Genomic DNA, 16,724 nt, shown 5'->3' with positions numbered 1-16,724 from the left:
ATGGGGAGCGCCTTTGTCTATGTTCCATAATTTTAATACTTTATCATATCAGAAGGGAAACAGGTCGGAAGTTCCGCTGTCCTGGTTTTCCCGATTACGAACACGGCAGCCGGATTTCGGATAATGTTGTTTTGATAAGAGGGTGGAATTTGTGATTTTTGTAGCGATATACTGTGCATGCGAGGTTTCATGTCCGCTATTTGTTCCTGCCGAACCCTCCCTGCCGAAACGATTTCAACACTTTTGTAATGCATGAAGATGTTCAAGACTTTTCCCGGAGGAGTACATCCTCCCGAAGAAAAAGAGCTCAGCGAGCATTGTGCTTTCGAGGTCATGCCACTGCCTGCTTCTGTGATTCTGCCGTTGTCGCAGCATCTCGGCAAGCAGGCGAAACCGCTGGTGGACAAGCGTGCCACGGTAGCGCGTGGACAGGTGGTTGCGGAAGCTGATGGCTTCATCTCCGCTCCGGTACACGCACCGATCATGGGTACCGTCAAGAGCATAGGCCGTGAGAACAACAGCAACGGCTATATGAAGGAAGCCCTGGTCATCATCCCGGCGAAGCTCAAGGAAGATGAAGAGGCCCCGGCCGATGTCACCATGCCGCCGCTCGATGCAGAGACCGCGACGCCAGACGAGATTCGGGCGCGGGTCAAGGAGGCCGGTATTGTCGGACAGGGTGGTGCCGCGTTTCCGACCTTTGTCAAACTCAATCCTCCCGAAGGACGCGAACTCGAGTCCGTCATTATCAACGGCTGTGAATGCGAACCGTACCTGACACGTGACGATCGCTTCATGCTCGAACGTCCCGACGCCATCGTCTCAGGTCTGCGCCTGATCATGCGCGCACTCGGGGTGCAAAAAGGCATCATTGGTATCGAGAACAACAAGCCGGATGCCATCGCATCCATGCAGAAGGCCGTGCAGGGATTTGACGGACTCGAGGTATGCGCACTGCAGACCAAATATCCGCAGGGTGCGGAGAAGATGCTGATCAAGGCGGTGAACGGGCGGGAAGTTCCTCCGGGCAAGCTGCCGCTCGATGTGGGTGTCGTCATTCAGAATATCGGCACCGCGGTTGCTGTGCACGACGCCGTAACAAAAGGTGAGCCCTCTGTCACCGCAGCGCTCACGGTAACGGGGCGCGGCATTCGTACGCCGAAGAACCTGATCGTCCCGGTCGGTACACCGATCAAGGACGTGATCGAATTCTGTGGCGGACTCACGGAGGATGCCGGCAAAGTCATCGTCGGTGGTCCCATGATGGGTGTGGCGCAGTACAATCTCGAAGCGCCGGTCATGAAGGCGACCTCGGGCATCGTCGTGCTCACGAAGGAGGAAGTGCGCGCAAGAGAAGAAACAAACTGCCTGCGCTGCGGAAAATGCGTTGACGCATGTCCCCTGCACCTGCTGCCCACGCGCCTTGCACGACTGGCTGAACTCAACCGGCTCGAGGAAGCGGAAGAGTATGGTATCACCGTGTGCATGGAATGTGGCAGCTGCGCATTCACCTGTCCGGCGAACATTCCGCTGGTTCAGTGGCTGCGCCTGGGCAAGCAGCGTGTCATCACCATGCAGCGCAGCCGCAAAGCTGACGCAGCCTGATCGATTTACAGCTCTATCAAGATTTCACCACTATAAAAGTACACAGCACCTATGTCAAGCGTAACAGTGACCGAGGCACCAAATGAGCGAGAGCTGCTGCTCTCGACTTCGCCTCACCTGCAATCGCGCTGGACGACCAAACAAATCATGTGGTTTGTCGTTCTCGCGCTGCTTCCGAGCGTGATTTCGGCCGTGCTCTTTTTCGGGTTTGCGCAGCTGCTGGTCATCGCCATCGCCGTCGGGTTCGCCGTCGGTACCGAGGCGTTGATACAGTACCTGATGAAAAAACCCATCGCCGTCAGCGACGGCAGCGCGGTCATCACCGGACTCCTGCTGGGACTTATTCTACCGCCGCATTTTTCCCTCGTTTTCACCGCACTGGGCGCCATCTTCGCCATCGGTGTCGGGAAAATGCTCTTCGGTGGACTCGGCTATAACATTTTCAATCCTGCACTCGTGGGCCGTGCCTTTCTCCAGGCGGCTTTCCCGGTTGCCATCACGACATGGACGATACCGAACTTTGCTGTCGACACCGTTTCAAAAGCGACACCGCTGGCAGCGCTGAAATTTGACGGGGTCGTCACTGGCTTGTCCTCGATGATGTACGGCAACGTCGGAGGTTCGCTCGGTGAGACATCCGCCATTGCGGTACTCATCGGCGGTGTGTTCCTGATCGTAACAGGCGTCGCCAACTGGCGCATTCCCGCAGCGATGCTCGTCGGAGTCATCGTGTTCGGCGGTGGACTGTGGCTGATCGATTCGAGCTATCCGACCCCGCTGTTCCACATCTTCGCGGGCAGCTTCCTGTTCGGCGCCGTGTTCATGGCTACCGATTATGTGTCTTCCCCCATCACGAACCTGGGTATGTGGATCTACGGCATCTGTATTTCACTCGTGCTCGTGCTGATCCGCGTGTTTGGCGGTCTCCCTGAAGGAGTCATGTACTCGATTCTCTTCATGAACGCCTTTGTGCCGCTGATCAACCGTTACACGCGTCCGCGTATTTTCGGGGAGGTGAAGTCATGAAAACAATCGTAGGAATGCTTGTCACGCTTTCCATCATTGGCGTCGTATCGGGTGGCGGACTCGCCATGCTCAGTAGCTGGGCCGATCCCCTGATCGCGGCGAATAAAAAAGCGGACACGGAACGTGCCATTTTCCAGGTGCAGACGGAAGCAAAGTCGTACGAAAAAGTCGATGCCCTTCCGTACGAATGTTACCGCGTACTCGATGCCACGGGCAACGATCTCGGATACGCACTCCCCTGGGAAGGCAACGGCTTCCAGGGCAAGATTCGCATGATGATCGGTGTGACGTCGGATATGACGACCATCACCGCCATTGAAGTGCTCGAGCAGGTGGAGACGCCCGGACTCGGCACCAAGGTGACCGAGGATCCCTATCGCAAGCAGTTCGAGAATCTTCATGCGGAGCCTCAGGTCGACTGGGTCAAAGGTGTTCCGCCGACGAAGGAAAATGAAATTCAAACCATTACGGGTGCGACGATTTCATCGAAAGCCGTCGTGGCCATCGTCAATGACGGACTGCTGACACTCCGCAAGGATATGCAGGCAGGAGGTGCGCAGTGAAAAAACAGGTAACTCTTTTCAGCGAATACACGAAAGGACTCTGGGATCAGAACCCGGTGTTCAAGCAGGTGCTGGGTATGTGTCCCACCCTGGCCGTCACGGTATCGGCGATGAACGGTATCGCAATGGCCCTGGCGACCACATTCGTACTCACCTTCTCCAGCCTCATAATTTCCCTGATTCGAAAGCTGATTCCGACACAGGTGCGCATCGCATCGTATATCGTCATCATCGCGACCTTCGTGACCATCGTTGATCTCGTGATGCGTGCACAATTCCCGGAACTCAGCAAGGCGCTGGGTCCGTACATTCCACTCATCGTTGTCAACTGCGTTATCCTGGGCCGCCAGGAAGCGTTCGCCGCAAAAAACACTCCGGTGCGTGCGGTACTCGACGCCCTCGGAATGGGGACAGGCTTTCTCATCGCCCTGGCGTCGCTCGGCGGTATCCGTGAAATCCTCGGTTCCCGTACGCTGCTCGGCATGCAGGTCATGCCTGACGCTTTCGAACCGTGGTTGGTCATGATCCTCCCTGCGGGAGCCTTCCTCTCGCTCGGATTGATGATGGGCTTTCTCAACTTCATGGTGCTGCGCAGAAAAACACGTGAGGAAAAAGAAATCGCAGCAAGGCATCTGCAGGAGCCGAAAATGTCACTCGAATACGGACAGGAGGCATAAGACATGGAACTGATTCTTATTTTCCTTTCCGCGGCAATTGTCAATAACTTTGTACTCGCGTACTTCCTCGGCATCTGTCCCTTCATCGGGGTGTCGAACAAACTGTCTTCGGCCTTCCCGATGGGACTCGCGACGACCTTCGTCATGGTGCTGACCGCAATCGTGACATGGTTGATTTACCATCTCATCCTCGTTCCGTACGATGTCGTTTATCTCGAGTATGTTTCCTTCATTCTCGTGATCGCCTCACTGGTGCAGTTCGTCGAGATGTTCATCAAAAAGGTGAGTCAGCCGCTGTACCGTGCCCTCGGCATCTTTCTGCCCCTGATCACCACGAACTGCGCAATCCTCGGTCTGGCACTTTTTATCGTGCTCAAGGATTACAGTTTCGTGCAGGCGATTTTCTACGGTGTCGGCGCGGGTGCGGGTTTCACGCTTGCCATCAGTGTCATGGCCGGCATTCGTGAAGAACTCGAGCTGGCAAACGTGCCTCGCGCCTTCCAGGGCGCTCCCATCACCCTGATCGTGGCGGGACTGCTGGCCCTCGCATTCATGGGCTTCGCAGGCATGATTTCGGTCTAAGGCATAGATAGAATACCACAGGAGTAATACAATGATTTCACGTCGATCTTTTTTGAAACTGTCCGGCCTCGCCGTCGGCGCTGTCGGCGCGGGCTTCGGGACGGGGCATGTCCTTTCGTCCGGGAAAGGGCGTCGCTTCGCGATGCACGCTTTCGTTCCGGACGATGACCGTGCAGTTGCTGATATGCTCGCGATGTTCCGTGCAGAACTGCCGCAGGGCGCAGCGACCCCGGTGATTCATGCCGACCGTCGCTGGCATGGCGTTATTGCGAGGGCCCTGAAACCCGGGACCTTCAGTTCCGTCCCGTTCAGTGGCCGCGGCCGCGTCCATGTGCGCCTGCAGCGCCTCGGATCAACGACTGCTGGAGACATCCTCGTAAGCGATGATCGCAAGCGCATTTACGATCCTGCCGGGGATTTCAGCATGGCATTGCATTCTCTGCGCGGTCGTCTGCAGCATGCGGAAGCCGAGTACATGATCAGTGCGGAATACGTCGAGGAGGCGCCGCTGGCGTCACTGCTCTCGACCGGAAGCGTGCTGGTGGTGGAAAATGCCGGTGGCATTGCAGAACGTATACCTCTTGGCAAGGGCAACAGCAGCTTCAGCGTCAGTGGTCCCCAGGGACGCACCGGTGTGACGCTGCGCGATGGCCATGCGCACGTACACAGTGCAAGTTGCCGGCACGAGCTCTGCCGCAAGGCAGGATCGATCTCGCGTCCGGGTGAAGTTATCGCCTGCGCCCCCAACCGTGTCCTGCTCCGTATCGAGGCTGCCTGATCGATGAGCAAGCGGTCACCACTCGGACTGACGATGTTCATCCTTGCGCTGTTCGTAATGGGATTCTATATCGCATTGCAGTTCAGCAAAAAGGATGCACCGCTGGTGCGTACGCAGGTGGCCCTTGGAACGCTGATCGAAGTGCAGATTCGGGGTATGGAACGGGCCGAGGCCTGGCATATCATGGATGCCGTGTTCGCTGAAGTGCGACGTGTTGACACACTGTTCAGCACGTACAAGGAAAGCGGACCGGTGTGGAAGCTCAACCACAGCAGCGACACTCTCGTCCGCGTTCCGGACGAGGTGTTCGCGCTGCTCCGACGCTGTGATTCACTGACCCGCGCAAGCCATGGGGCGTTTGACATCGCCGTCGAACCGCTTATCGAAGCATGGGGTTTTGATGGCGATACGCCGGCGGTGCCGGTTGACAGCCTACTCGCCCGAGCGTTGAAGGAAAGCGGCTGGCAGCATGTCCATCTCCTGGATGCGGATCGCGTTCGCAAAGCCGCTGCAAGCCGAATCAATTTCGGCGCCATCGCCAAAGGATATGCCGTTGACCGTGCGGTCGCGGTATTGCGCGAACATGGCGCCGGTGATGCACTGGTGAATGCGGGCGGGGAGGTGCGCAGCAGCGGTGGTGAGTGGAGCATTGGCGTTCAGCATCCTCGGTCACCATCCGAACTGGTGGCCGTCATCGAACTGCATGGCAAGGCAGTTGCGACTTCCGGTGACTACGAACAGTATTTCGAAGTTGGCAACATGCGCTACCATCATATTTTCGACCCCTCCACCGGTCGTCCCGCACGTGGCTGCCAGTCGGTCACGGTCATCGCGGATGACGATGTGACGGCTGATGCCCTTGCGACGGCCGTGTTCGTCATGGGGCCTGAAGATGGCATGGAATTTCTTACACAATATCAAGATATTGAAGCACTTATCATCGACGAAAAGGGCGAGGAACACACCACGCCCGGTTTCGCCGGATATCGAACGAGGTAATACCTGATGGATATCAATGTTCTCATAGCGATCGCTACAATGGGCGGACTCGGTTTCGTGTTTGCCGGTGCGCTGGCAATTGCAGATAAAAAGCTGCGTGTCGAGGAAAACCCCAAGATCGGGCAGATCAACGAAGTACTTCCCGGTGCCAATTGCGGCGCCTGCGGGAAGGCAGGCTGTTATGATTTCGCCGTGAATGTGGTGGACGGCAACATCGCCATCAATGGATGTCCCGTAGGCGGACAGGATACCGTCAATGATATCGCGGGCATTCTCGGTGTCGAAGCCGGGACTGCGACGAAAATCGTGGCGCGCGTCCTCTGCCGGGGTGGCAATATCGAAGCGGCACATAAAATGGTTGAGTACCGCGGACCCCAGAGCTGCGCCACCATGCATCTCGTCAGCGGTGGATCGAAGCTCTGTCAGTACGGCTGCATGGGAGGCGGAGACTGTGTCGACGCCTGTACCTTCAACGCCATCCATCTCAATGACAACGGGCTCCCCGAAGTGATCGATGATCTCTGCACCGGTTGTGGCATGTGCGTTACCGCATGTCCCCGCGACATCATCGAACTGCATCCTGCCGATCGCGAGGTGTTCGTTTTCTGCAAGAGCCACGACGATCCAAAGACCGCGAAGGAAGTCTGCGATGTCGCCTGCACGGGTTGCGGCATCTGCGCCCGCAAATCCGATGGCGGCGTGATCATGGAAGATGGTCTTGCCGTGATCGACTGGGACAAGTTTGATCCGGAGAAAATTCCCTTCGACAAGTGCAAGAACAGCGCCATCTGTTTTCTCAAGGATGCCTACAAACAGCACCTCGAGGAAGAAGCTGTCTCTGCAGCAGAGGTTACCCCGGAACAGAGCAACTGAGCGGACGCGCGCGATGAAAGGCGAAGATCTGTATGAAGAGGGCATCGTCGTCAGAAGTGCTGACGGCACCGCGACGGTCATGGTGATGAACAGCGACAGCTGCCACGAATGTGGCGCGAAGATGTTCTGCTCCGCCTCTGAGGGAAGTGAAAATACGGTTACCGTGCGCGATCCGTTTGGTGCGCATGCAGGTGATACCGTGCGTTTTGTCATACGTGGTGAAATCATGTTCAAGGTCGCCGCGTACCTCTACGGTATCCCGCTCGTGCTGATTCTTTCCGGTGTCCTCTTCGGTATGTACGTATACGATCCGGGCGTCATGCCGCGTGAACTCTGGTCATTCATGCTCGGATTGTCCGCGACCGCTCTCTACTACCTCCTGTTCTTCGTTGCCGGAAGCGGCATGCGTTCGGGGAAGCTGATGCCCAGCATCGTCCATGTCAAGGGTGCGGAACTGGCGGACGATGCCATGCTCTCGAACTAGTCATGTCAGAAACATCGTCAATATGGATACAAACGCATTTCCCAATCGTCCACTCAAACGTGAGGAACTTCTCGCGGTTCTCCGGGACAATTACGTGTTTCCCGGGACATTCCCCATCACTGTCATCGCGCGGAGTGACCTGGAGTTCTACGCAACGCTGCATACGGCCATAGAAGAACTCCAGGGCGAGATGTCGTTCAGCATCAACCAGGTGCCTTCGAAGAAAAAGAACTTCACGTCATACCGAATTGAACTGTATGTCGAAAGTGCGGAGACCGCGCTTTTTCGTAAGGAAGCGATCGGCAGGGTGGACGGTGTTCTGGTCCTGCTGTAACGGGGCTTCATGCCACAGAGTGTAAAAACAGAGGTGAAGGGATTCGTGCAGGCAGCTCTCTGGCTGCTTCTGTTACTGGGAATTGTAGACGGGATTCTTCCAACATTGCAGATGACCCTGCTCGATGGACGTGTGTTTGCGTCGGGCGTCATTGTCAAAGCTGCGCTTCTCCTCATTCTTGCCTTCGCTTACCGTGCGCATGTGGACGCCGATCCTGAGCATCTGAATGCGAAGTACATTCTTGTATCTTCGACGCTTGTCTTCCTCATCTATGCAACACTGCGGCTCCTCGTCGCCATGTGGGGCGGACAGTTCAATCTCACTCATGTCCTTGCGGACATGAACGCTTACTACGGATATCTTCCCGCTGTTATGCTTGCGGCTCTGCTCCCCGGTATTCTGAGTGGTAAGCGCTTTATTCCCGTCACTGCCTCTGTCGTCATAATGCTGGCGGCTTTCGGCTTACTGCAGGTTGTTGTGGGTCAGCCGTTCACCGGTACCGCATCCGTGAATGCGAGCTACGTCGTGCACAGCTGGATGTTCTATGATTCCCTGCGTGCGTTTTCCCTGTTTTCGTCGCCCTCCATGTTCGGGATGTTCATGCTTTTCGCGCTGCTTATTATGCTCGCACAGTTGCGCATGGAAGGGCAACACCGTGTGCTGATTGCTGCAGGGCTGGTGTTTGCCGCCGCAGCGGTCATTGTCACCATGACGCGACAGGTGTACCTGCTGACCGTTTGGAGCGTACTCGTCTTGCTGCTCTGGAGGCAACTGCGCTCATTCCGCTACCTGATTCCTGCGGCATCCCTGCTCCTCGCGCTTGCAGTTCTGTTGCTTCCACTGCAGTTCGGCAGCAGCGCTCCCGGCCTGCTATCGCATGCTTCGCTGCTGCAGCGTTTTCAGAACTGGCAATTTCACCTTCAGGCGCTTGCCGACGGGGGCGCCGCTGCGTGGCTGTTCGGCCTGGCTGTGACGCAGCATGGATCACAGGCCACGCAGCTGCCTGTGCTCATCGATAACACACCGCTGGCGCTCGTGGTGCATCTCGGATTCGTCGGGTTCGGTCTTTTCCTCACCATCTTTCTTGCAGGATGGGAAGTTCTCTTCCAACGTACCGTAAGATTCCCTTCACCTCTCACTCGCGCCGCAGTTGTGTTCTGGAGTGGCTGGCCAATCGCCTGGTGCTTCAGTATCGCCATCGTCCCGTACCTGCTCGTGTTGCTGCTGGCTGTGCTGATACGTGAGCAAATGGATTCGACAGGGATACCGTCATGATCAAACACCGCACAGATTCGGGGAAGCCAGGAACGTATCAAGGAGATGCTCCAATCCGGACGCGCATGCTGCTGCTCGGCGTGATGCTCCTGCTCGGCTTTGCGAGTGCAGCTCTACCGCTGGTGTTCCCTGGGAGTGAACGCCGTCTGGAGCAGGATGTCTGGCTCGCCAGGCAGCGCATGAAACGCCTGCAGCGCGCCCTGCAGGACCATCGCTCTCATTTCGGTGTATATCCGCCGGATGCCGATTCCCTGCGCCACTACATGCAGCGTGATCCCGGACGCTATATCCCATCTTCCGCATATGGACGTTTATCCGGTGACAGCGACGCCACGGCAACCGCGTTTGCGGATCCTCAGGCAGACAGCAGTTTTGTCGTGGTCATCGATTCCCTCGCGACGCATTATCAGATACGTTCCAGCAGCGCCGGGTATATCAGCTCGTGGACGGATCCCTACCAGTTCGATCGGCCCTCCTGGGAGTAGATGTGTCATTTCGGGGTATTCTTCGATATTGACCCTGCATTTGTTATTTTTCATGTGACATGAACTATACTTTTCAACAAACGCCTTTTGAACTGCCCGATATCGAAGAGCAGGTAACTGACGGAACGGAAACGGATACCCCATCCCGCGTGATTCTGTTCAACGACGAGGTGCATACATTTGAAGATGTCATCTCGCAGCTGCAGAAAGCGATACAGTGCACACGTGAAAAGGGAGAAGCACTCGCCTGGGAAGTGCACACGAAAGGCAAGGCCTGTGTATTCACAGGCGAGATGAACAAATGTCTGCGCGTGAGTGCTATTCTCGAGGAGATCGCCCTCCATACGCAGATTGAAATGTAACCCCCACAACACAACACGACAGCGGTTCTCACCTATATGACTTCAACAGAAATCCGCCAGAGTTTTCTGGATTTTTTTCGTGGCAAACAGCATCGCATTGTTCAAAGCGCCCCGGTGGTGCCTCATGACGATCCGACCCTGCTCTTCACCAATGCCGGGATGAATCAGTTCAAGGATGTTTTTCTCGGCATCGGCAGCAGGGAATACAGCCGTGCCGCCGATACACAGAAGTGCATTCGCGTTTCCGGCAAGCACAACGATCTCGAAGAGGTCGGTCGCGACACCTATCACCATACCTTCTTCGAGATGCTTGGCAACTGGAGCTTCGGGGATTATTACAAGCGCGAAGCCATCAGCTGGGCATGGGAGCTTTTAACGGGTGTCTGGAAACTGCCGAAGGAACGTTTGCACGCGACGGTCTTCCGGGATGATGACGAAGCGTTTACGCTGTGGACGGAACTGACCGATATCGATCCCTCTCACGTCCATCGCTTCGACGAGAAAGACAATTTCTGGGAAATGGGGGATACGGGGCCCTGTGGTCCCTGCTCGGAAATTCATATTGACCTCACCGATGATGGGAACGGCGGGAGTCTCGTCAATGCCGATTCTCCGGAAGTCATGGAAATCTGGAACCTGGTGTTCATCCAGTACAATCGTGACGAGGAAGGAAACCTGCACCCCCTTCCCACGACGCATGTCGATACGGGAATGGGATTCGAGCGCATCTGTGCCGTGCTGCAGGGGAAGAAATCGAACTATGACACCGATGTGTTCATGCCTGTCATCCAGCGCATAGCAGAGGTCACCGGGAAGCCCTATGAGGGTGACGAAGAACGGATCGCCATGCGTGTCATCGCCGATCATGTGCGCATGCTCACGTTCTCGATCGCTGACGGTGCCATGCCGGGTCCCGAAGGCAGGGGATACGTGCTGCGGCGCATTCTCCGGCGGGCCGCGCGTTTCGGCCGCAAACTCGGGATGCGTGAGCCGTATCTCTGGCGCGTCGTTGAAACGCTCGGCAAGACCATGGGTGAAGTGTTTCCGGAAATCGTGGACAACCGCGAGGTGATTGAGAAAGTAATTCGTGCAGAAGAGGAGAGCTTTAATGCGACCCTCGACCGGGGACTTGAGATTTTCGAGGATATCGTATCCCGTACCAAAGATGCCGGTGACGCGTGTATCGCGGGCGAAGAGGTATTTCGCCTGTATGACACCTTCGGGTTCCCCATCGATCTTACCAACCTTCTCGCGGAGGAACGCGGGCTGGGAATTGACAGTGACGAGTTCGAACGCCGGCTGCAGGAGCAGAAGGAGCGTTCGCGTGCGGTGACGAAGAAAAACGTTGCGCATCCCACGGCTGGAGATCAGCCCACCATAACTCTGGAAACGCTCGACGGTGCTGAGGCCATATCGACCTTCACCGGCTACGACAGTCTCGAAACGGAGAGCCGCCTGCTCGGCCGCTATGAAAAAGACGGGCTGCTGTATCTGCTTCTGGAACGCACCCCGTTTTACGTGGAGTCCGGTGGCCAGGTGAGCGATGAAGGTGTGCTGCATTGGAAGAACAGTACGGCCGCTGTGCAGGGCCTGTTAAAACTTGATGGTCAGACCGTCCACGTGGTTGACCAGGCAAAGGATTTCGCACCCCAGCTTGGAGATACACTTCGTGCGGAAGTGAAAGGCAGGGCCCGCCGTGATACGATGCGCAACCACACGGCGACGCATTTGCTGCATGCCGCACTGCGAGGTGTGCTGGGAACGCATGTTCAACAGGCAGGATCGCTTGTGGAGCCCGAGCGCCTGCGCTTCGATTTTTCCCATTTCGAGAAAGTGGGTAACGAGCAGCTGCAGGAAATCGAAGCACTGGTCAACGAGAAAATTCTCGAAGGCATTCCCGTGCAGCAGCACAGGGACGTACCGTTCGATGATGCCAGGACCATGGGCGCGCTGATGTTTTTCGGTGACAAATACGGTGATCGTGTGAACGTGCTGCAGATCGCGGATTTCTCCATGGAATTCTGTGGCGGCACGCATGTGCGCAATACTGCGGAGATTGGACTCTTCAAGATTACTTCCGAAGGCTCTGTGGCCAGCGGAACACGGCGTATCGAAGCGGTGACCGGCCGCGGGGTGAGAAAGTTTATTTCCACGCTCGAACAGGACATTGCAAAGGAGAAAAAGCGGGAAGAGGAACTGCACGAGGAAATCCGCCGGCTGGAAAAAGAGCTCTCACGTGCCACCGTGGAGCAGGGTGCCGGTCAGATCGACGACATCATCGCGAAGGCCGAGCCGTGGAATGACAGCCGCATCGCCGTGGCACGTCTGGATGTCGGAGACGCCGATCAGCTCAAAGCCCTCGGTGATACCCTGCGTGAGAAATTGAAGTCCGGTATCGGACTCCTCGCTTCCGTAATCGACGGAAAAGTGCTGCTGGTCTGTGTCGTGACCGATGACCTGGTGAAGTCCGGCATCAAGGCGGGCAACCTCGTCGGCGGCATTGCGAAAAAACTTGGCGGTGGTGGTGGTGGGCGACCCCACATGGCAACAGCCGGGGCGAAAGACACGGACGGACTCGATGCCGTGCTCGCCGCGGCCACGGCGTCCATCAGGGAGGCAGCGGAGGGATGAGCAGACCACACGCGGTATACGACAGTCTGCGCGAAGCGCATGAACGAGAGACGCCCCTGCTTTTTCTCCTCGTCGATCCTGACAAAAGCGATCCCTCGCAGCTCCCTGGCTTTGTTGCGGACGCGGAGAAGGCGGGGGTCGACGGATTTCTGATCGGTGGTTCGCTGGCGCTGCTCCCGCAGTTTGAAGACTGCATACGCGCGATGAAGATTGCTGCGCAGAAACCCGTCATCATTTTTCCGGGAGGCGTTCACCAGATTTCAGGTGAGGCCGACGCCATACTGTTTCTCTCCATTATCAGCGGACGCAACCCGGAGCAGCTTATCGGGCAGCATGTACTCGCAGCCCCCATGGTGCACGAGCTCGATCTCGAGGCTATTTCCACAGGATACATGATCGTGTCCTCAAGTGCCGTGACATCGACCGAATACATGAGTTATTCCAAACCACTGCCCCGTGAGAAACCGGAACTCGCTGCGGCGCATGCACTCGCTGCCGAGATGCTCGGCATGAAAATGGTCTATCTCGAAGCAGGGAGCGGCGCTCCGCAGAGTGTTCCGGCCGACATGATTCGGATGCTGCGGGCACTCTTGAATATCCCCATCATCGTAGGCGGGGGAATCCGCAGTCCGGATCAGGCTGCCGAGAAAGCCGCAGCGGGTGCATCCATTGTCATTGTGGGTAACCACTTTGAAGACGATGGAAATCGCGCACAACTCGAAGCGTTTGCGCAGGCTGTACATAACGGACGCGCACTGTCTATCACCGATATCTGAAGGAGCAGGCATGAAGCGCAGCACGATCTCAACCGGTGAACGCACTGCAATTATGCAGTCTCTGCATAATTTTTCTCGCTGCATTATGCAGTTTCTGCATATTCCCACGCGAAACATTATGCAGTTTCTGCATATTCTGCCGCTGGTGCTGCTGTTTTTTCCAGCCTGTGGTCCTTTAATCGAACTCGAGGACGAAAATATCGCACTCAAGTCGCGAATCGATTCGCTGGAAATCGCACTTGCGGAATGTGGTACGCAAACCGATCTCGCGCATGAACGCCTTTCCGCCATTGAGAGTGAAAACCTGCAGCTCGACAATCGCAACCGGCAGCTCGCGGCACGCGTTGCGGAGCTGCAGTATCAGCAGGGATCCGATGCGTCTACCCAGCTCTCATCAGGCAGCCCCCAGGCACAGGCGACAGCCGGAAAGCAGCGCCCGGTGTCCGGCCGGGACGCAGCTGTTGCCAACAATCAGGGAAGCAATATTCCGTCCACAGCACAGTCCGGGAGCACCGAATCTACTCCACCGACATCCCGTCGCGCACAGCCATCCGGCGCACCTGACTATCGTGCTGATGTGCATCCGGAACTTCCCTTTCTCCGCGAGTATCAGGCGGGTCTGAGTGCGTTTAACGCCGGCCAGTTTGATGCTGCACGTCGGGCATTTGCAGGACTCCTGCAGACGTCCCGCGGCAATGAAATGACGGACAATTGTGTATACTGGCTCGGGGAAACGGCCCGGAGCCAGAAGCAGCTCAGCGAAGCCTTTGATCTGTTCTCCACTGTACTCGGCTACAGGAACAGCGACAAAACAGCGCAGGCGTTGTCGGCGCGTGCACGGACAGCCATTGAACTGGGCAGGACCGATGTCGCCAGGAGCGATTGTGAGCGCCTGCTCAAAGAATTTCCGAAGAGCGATCAGGCGGTACTTGCGCGTCAGATGCTGAAAAAGCTCTGAATTTTGGCTCGCATCCGCCCGGTGTGCTTCTCAACAATCGACTACATCATCAGTACGGATACAGTATGCAAGCAACGCCAAAAGGCACACTCCCGAAACGGGAGGAGATTGATCCGCAGTATATATGGAAGCTCGAAGACATCTACGCTTCTGACAGTGACTGGGAGGAGGATTTCAACGCTGTTGAGCGCATGACAGGGGAAATTGCCCGCTATCGCGATTCGCTGGGGGATTCAGGACAGAAGCTCCTGAGCTGGCTGCATTTCGCTGACGATCTCAACGTGATTGCCGGACGCCTGGGGAATTACGCATTCCGGCGCTATGACGAGAACACTGCTGATACCACATACCAGGGGATGATGGACCGGGTGATGTCGCAGCATGCGCGTATCGGAGCCGCAACCGCCTGGGTGCTGCCTGAAATACTCGCGATACCGGAAGAGCGCGTGCGTCAGTTCGTCGACGAAACGGACGGGCTCAAGGTGTACGCGCATCATCTCGATGAAATCCTCCGCATGAAAAAGCACACCCTGAGTCCTTCCGAAGAACATCTGCTGGCGCTCTCCATGGAGGCGATGGCGGTGCCGTCGAATGTTTTCGGCATGTTCAACGATGCGGATATCCGCTTCGGCAGCATACGCGGTGAGGACGGCAGCGACGTCGAGGTGACAAAAGGACGATACATCCAGCTTCAGGAGTCCCGCGACCGCCGTGTGCGGGAGGATGCCTTTCGGGCGATGTACGGCAGTTATGCGCAGTGGAAGAATACTCTTGCTTCCACGCTCGGGGGACAGGTGAAGAAAGAAATTTTTCTTTCCCGCGCGCGAGACTATGACAGTACCCGGCATATGGCACTGTATGAAGACAATATTCCCGAGACCGTGTATGACAATGTCGTGCGGACCATCAACGACAATCTCGAGCCGCTGCACCGTTCCATCGCATTGCGGAAGCGTTTGTTGAAGCTCGATGCCGTGCGTCCCTGGGACCTTTACGTTCCACTCGCATCGGAGGCGAACTTCCATTTTCCATATGATGAGGCGGTGCAGCATGTCCGCGAGGCCATGTCAGTGCTGGGTCCCGCCTACGCCCGGGATCTCGGGAATGCGCTCGACGGCGGTTGGATCGATGTGTATGAAAACCAGGGGAAAACGTCAGGAGCCTACTCGGCGTGGACGTACGGGGCGCATCCCTTCGTGCTCCTCAATTACAGCAACACGCTGAAAGATGTGTTCACCCTGGCTCATGAGATGGGACATGCAATGCACTCGTGGTACACCTGGAAAAATCAACCACCGGTGTACGGCGGATACACCATCTTCTGCGCAGAGGTAGCCTCGACGACAAACGAAATGCTTCTCGTCGACCATATGCTGAAGACCCAGGAAAATGACGAGCTGCGGAGACATCTGCTTTTCCACCAGATCGACAGTATCCGCGGTACCGTATACAACCAGGCCCTGTTCGCGGAATTCGAACAGCACATTCATCACGCTGCGGAAAACGGCACACCGCTGACAGTCGATGTGCTGAGTGGGAAAATGGGGGAATTGTATCAAAAGTATCTGGGACCGGATTTTGCGATGGATGATCTCTACGCGATGAACTGGTCACGTATCCCGCATTTCTATCGCAGCTTCTATGTATTCCAGTATGCGACGGGACTCTCGGCAGCTACCGCCCTGTCCCGCAATATTATCAACGGCGTATCCGGGGCGCTTGATCGCTACCTTGGTTTCCTGAAGTCAGGGAGCGCACGGTACTCAATCGAGCTGCTTCGTAGTGCCGGTGTTGATATGACAAAACCTGAACCCATTGCAGCGACAGCGGCATTGATGAATACCCTGCTCGATCAGGTCGAGGAACTCATCTGATTTTTTACCCCATCGTCCCAAAGCAAAAGCCCCTCGTTGAGGGGCTTTGCTGATTTTATCACTGTGCGGAAATGTCAGGCGGTGGGAGGAGTTTCCGGTTTGTCCTCTGATCCCTCGGCTGAGGGTGTCTCATCACCTTCCGGCTTCGCTTCTTCGGCGGGTTTTGCTTCTTCAACAGCCGGAGCTTCCTCAGCGGGTTTTGCTTCTTCAACAGCAGGAGCTTCCTCAGCGGGTTTCGCTTCTTCAGCAGCAGGAGTCTCCTCTGCAGGCTTTGCCTCTTCAGCGGCTGGCGCTTCCTCTGCAGGCTTCGCTTCTTCGGCGGCTGGCGCTTCCTCTGCAGGCTTCGCTTCTTCAGCGGCTGGCGCTTCCTCTGCAGGCTTTGTTTCTTCGGCAGCCGGGGTCTCATCGGCAGCCGGGGTCTCATCGGCAGCCGGGGTCTCAT

18 protein-coding genes are annotated in these 16,724 nt (G+C 56.5%); 17 read left to right on the top strand and 1 reads right to left on the bottom strand.

The window, feature by feature from the left end; all coding sequences use genetic code 11:
- Positions 1-258 precede the first annotated feature (258 nt).
- The 17 genes from rsxC to pepF all read left to right on the top strand — a co-directional run bounded on the left by rsxC (position 259) and on the right by pepF (position 16,282).
- The gene (gene rsxC, locus KQI65_17725) at positions 259-1,605 is read left to right on the top strand and encodes an electron transport complex subunit RsxC (GenBank protein ID MCB2206586.1); all 1,347 of its coding nucleotides are present in this window, start codon (positions 259-261) and stop codon (positions 1,603-1,605) included.
- A gap of 51 nt (positions 1,606-1,656) precedes the next feature.
- The gene (locus KQI65_17720) at positions 1,657-2,631 is read left to right on the top strand and encodes an RnfABCDGE type electron transport complex subunit D (GenBank protein ID MCB2206585.1); all 975 of its coding nucleotides are present in this window, start codon (positions 1,657-1,659) and stop codon (positions 2,629-2,631) included.
- Positions 2,628-3,194 carry an FMN-binding protein gene (locus tag KQI65_17715; protein ID MCB2206584.1) on the top strand — a complete coding sequence of 189 codons (567 nt, stop codon included), beginning with the start codon at positions 2,628-2,630 and terminating at the stop codon, positions 3,192-3,194. The genes KQI65_17720 and KQI65_17715 overlap by 4 nt, the downstream gene beginning before the upstream one ends.
- Positions 3,191-3,871, top strand: a complete 681-nt coding sequence (locus KQI65_17710; protein MCB2206583.1) for an electron transport complex subunit E — start codon at positions 3,191-3,193, stop codon at positions 3,869-3,871. The genes KQI65_17715 and KQI65_17710 overlap by 4 nt, the downstream gene beginning before the upstream one ends.
- Positions 3,872-3,874: 3 nt before the next feature.
- Positions 3,875-4,453, top strand: a complete 579-nt coding sequence (gene rsxA, locus KQI65_17705) for an electron transport complex subunit RsxA (protein MCB2206582.1) — start codon at positions 3,875-3,877, stop codon at positions 4,451-4,453.
- 31 nt (positions 4,454-4,484) lie between these two features.
- Positions 4,485-5,231 carry a NusG domain II-containing protein gene (locus KQI65_17700; protein MCB2206581.1) on the top strand — a complete coding sequence of 249 codons (747 nt, stop codon included), beginning with the start codon at positions 4,485-4,487 and terminating at the stop codon, positions 5,229-5,231.
- Between the two features lie 3 nt (positions 5,232-5,234).
- Positions 5,235-6,230 carry an FAD:protein FMN transferase gene (locus KQI65_17695; protein MCB2206580.1) on the top strand — a complete coding sequence of 332 codons (996 nt, stop codon included), beginning with the start codon at positions 5,235-5,237 and terminating at the stop codon, positions 6,228-6,230.
- 6 nt (positions 6,231-6,236) lie between these two features.
- Positions 6,237-7,103, top strand: a complete 867-nt coding sequence (locus KQI65_17690) for an RnfABCDGE type electron transport complex subunit B (GenBank protein ID MCB2206579.1) — start codon at positions 6,237-6,239, stop codon at positions 7,101-7,103.
- 13 nt (positions 7,104-7,116) lie between these two features.
- Positions 7,117-7,587: a SoxR reducing system RseC family protein gene (locus tag KQI65_17685; GenBank protein ID MCB2206578.1), complete on the top strand. Its 471-nt coding sequence runs from the start codon at positions 7,117-7,119 to the stop codon at positions 7,585-7,587.
- 22 nt (positions 7,588-7,609) lie between these two features.
- A complete protein-coding gene (locus tag KQI65_17680) occupies positions 7,610-7,921 on the top strand; it encodes a DUF493 domain-containing protein (GenBank protein MCB2206577.1) in 312 nt (103 codons plus the stop codon).
- 9 nt (positions 7,922-7,930) lie between these two features.
- Complete coding sequence (locus tag KQI65_17675) at positions 7,931-9,196, top strand: hypothetical protein (protein ID MCB2206576.1); 1,266 nt, start codon at positions 7,931-7,933, stop codon at positions 9,194-9,196.
- On the top strand, positions 9,193-9,681 hold the full coding sequence (locus KQI65_17670; GenBank protein ID MCB2206575.1) for a hypothetical protein: 489 nt from the start codon (positions 9,193-9,195) through the stop codon (positions 9,679-9,681). The genes KQI65_17675 and KQI65_17670 overlap by 4 nt, the downstream gene beginning before the upstream one ends.
- Before the next feature lie 59 nt (positions 9,682-9,740).
- Positions 9,741-10,043 (top strand): ATP-dependent Clp protease adaptor ClpS, encoded by a 303-nt coding sequence (locus tag KQI65_17665; protein ID MCB2206574.1) that lies wholly within the window; start codon positions 9,741-9,743, stop codon positions 10,041-10,043.
- Positions 10,044-10,079: 36 nt separating this feature from the next.
- Positions 10,080-12,674, top strand: a complete 2,595-nt coding sequence (gene alaS / locus KQI65_17660) for an alanine--tRNA ligase (GenBank protein MCB2206573.1) — start codon at positions 10,080-10,082, stop codon at positions 12,672-12,674.
- Positions 12,671-13,450 (top strand): geranylgeranylglyceryl/heptaprenylglyceryl phosphate synthase, encoded by a 780-nt coding sequence (locus KQI65_17655; protein MCB2206572.1) that lies wholly within the window; start codon positions 12,671-12,673, stop codon positions 13,448-13,450. Before alaS ends, KQI65_17655 begins: the two co-directional genes overlap by 4 nt.
- A 10-nt stretch (positions 13,451-13,460) precedes the next feature.
- The gene (locus tag KQI65_17650; GenBank protein ID MCB2206571.1) at positions 13,461-14,408 is read left to right on the top strand and encodes a tetratricopeptide repeat protein; all 948 of its coding nucleotides are present in this window, start codon (positions 13,461-13,463) and stop codon (positions 14,406-14,408) included.
- 65 nt (positions 14,409-14,473) lie between these two features.
- Positions 14,474-16,282: an oligoendopeptidase F gene (pepF, locus tag KQI65_17645; protein MCB2206570.1), complete on the top strand. Its 1,809-nt coding sequence runs from the start codon at positions 14,474-14,476 to the stop codon at positions 16,280-16,282.
- A 74-nt stretch (positions 16,283-16,356) separates the two neighbouring features.
- On the opposite strand, the gene KQI65_17640 is transcribed toward pepF, so the two are convergent.
- Positions 16,357-16,724, bottom strand: a 368-nt coding sequence (locus tag KQI65_17640; GenBank protein ID MCB2206569.1) for a hypothetical protein, incomplete at its 5' end; no start/stop codon positions are given.

It is taken from the genome of bacterium (assembly GCA_020444325.1).
Classification (GTDB): Bacteria; Bacteroidota; Ignavibacteria; order SZUA-365; family SZUA-365; genus BM516.
Note: the sequence above shows the minus strand (reverse complement) of the source record. Positions and strands in the feature narration are given on the sequence as shown.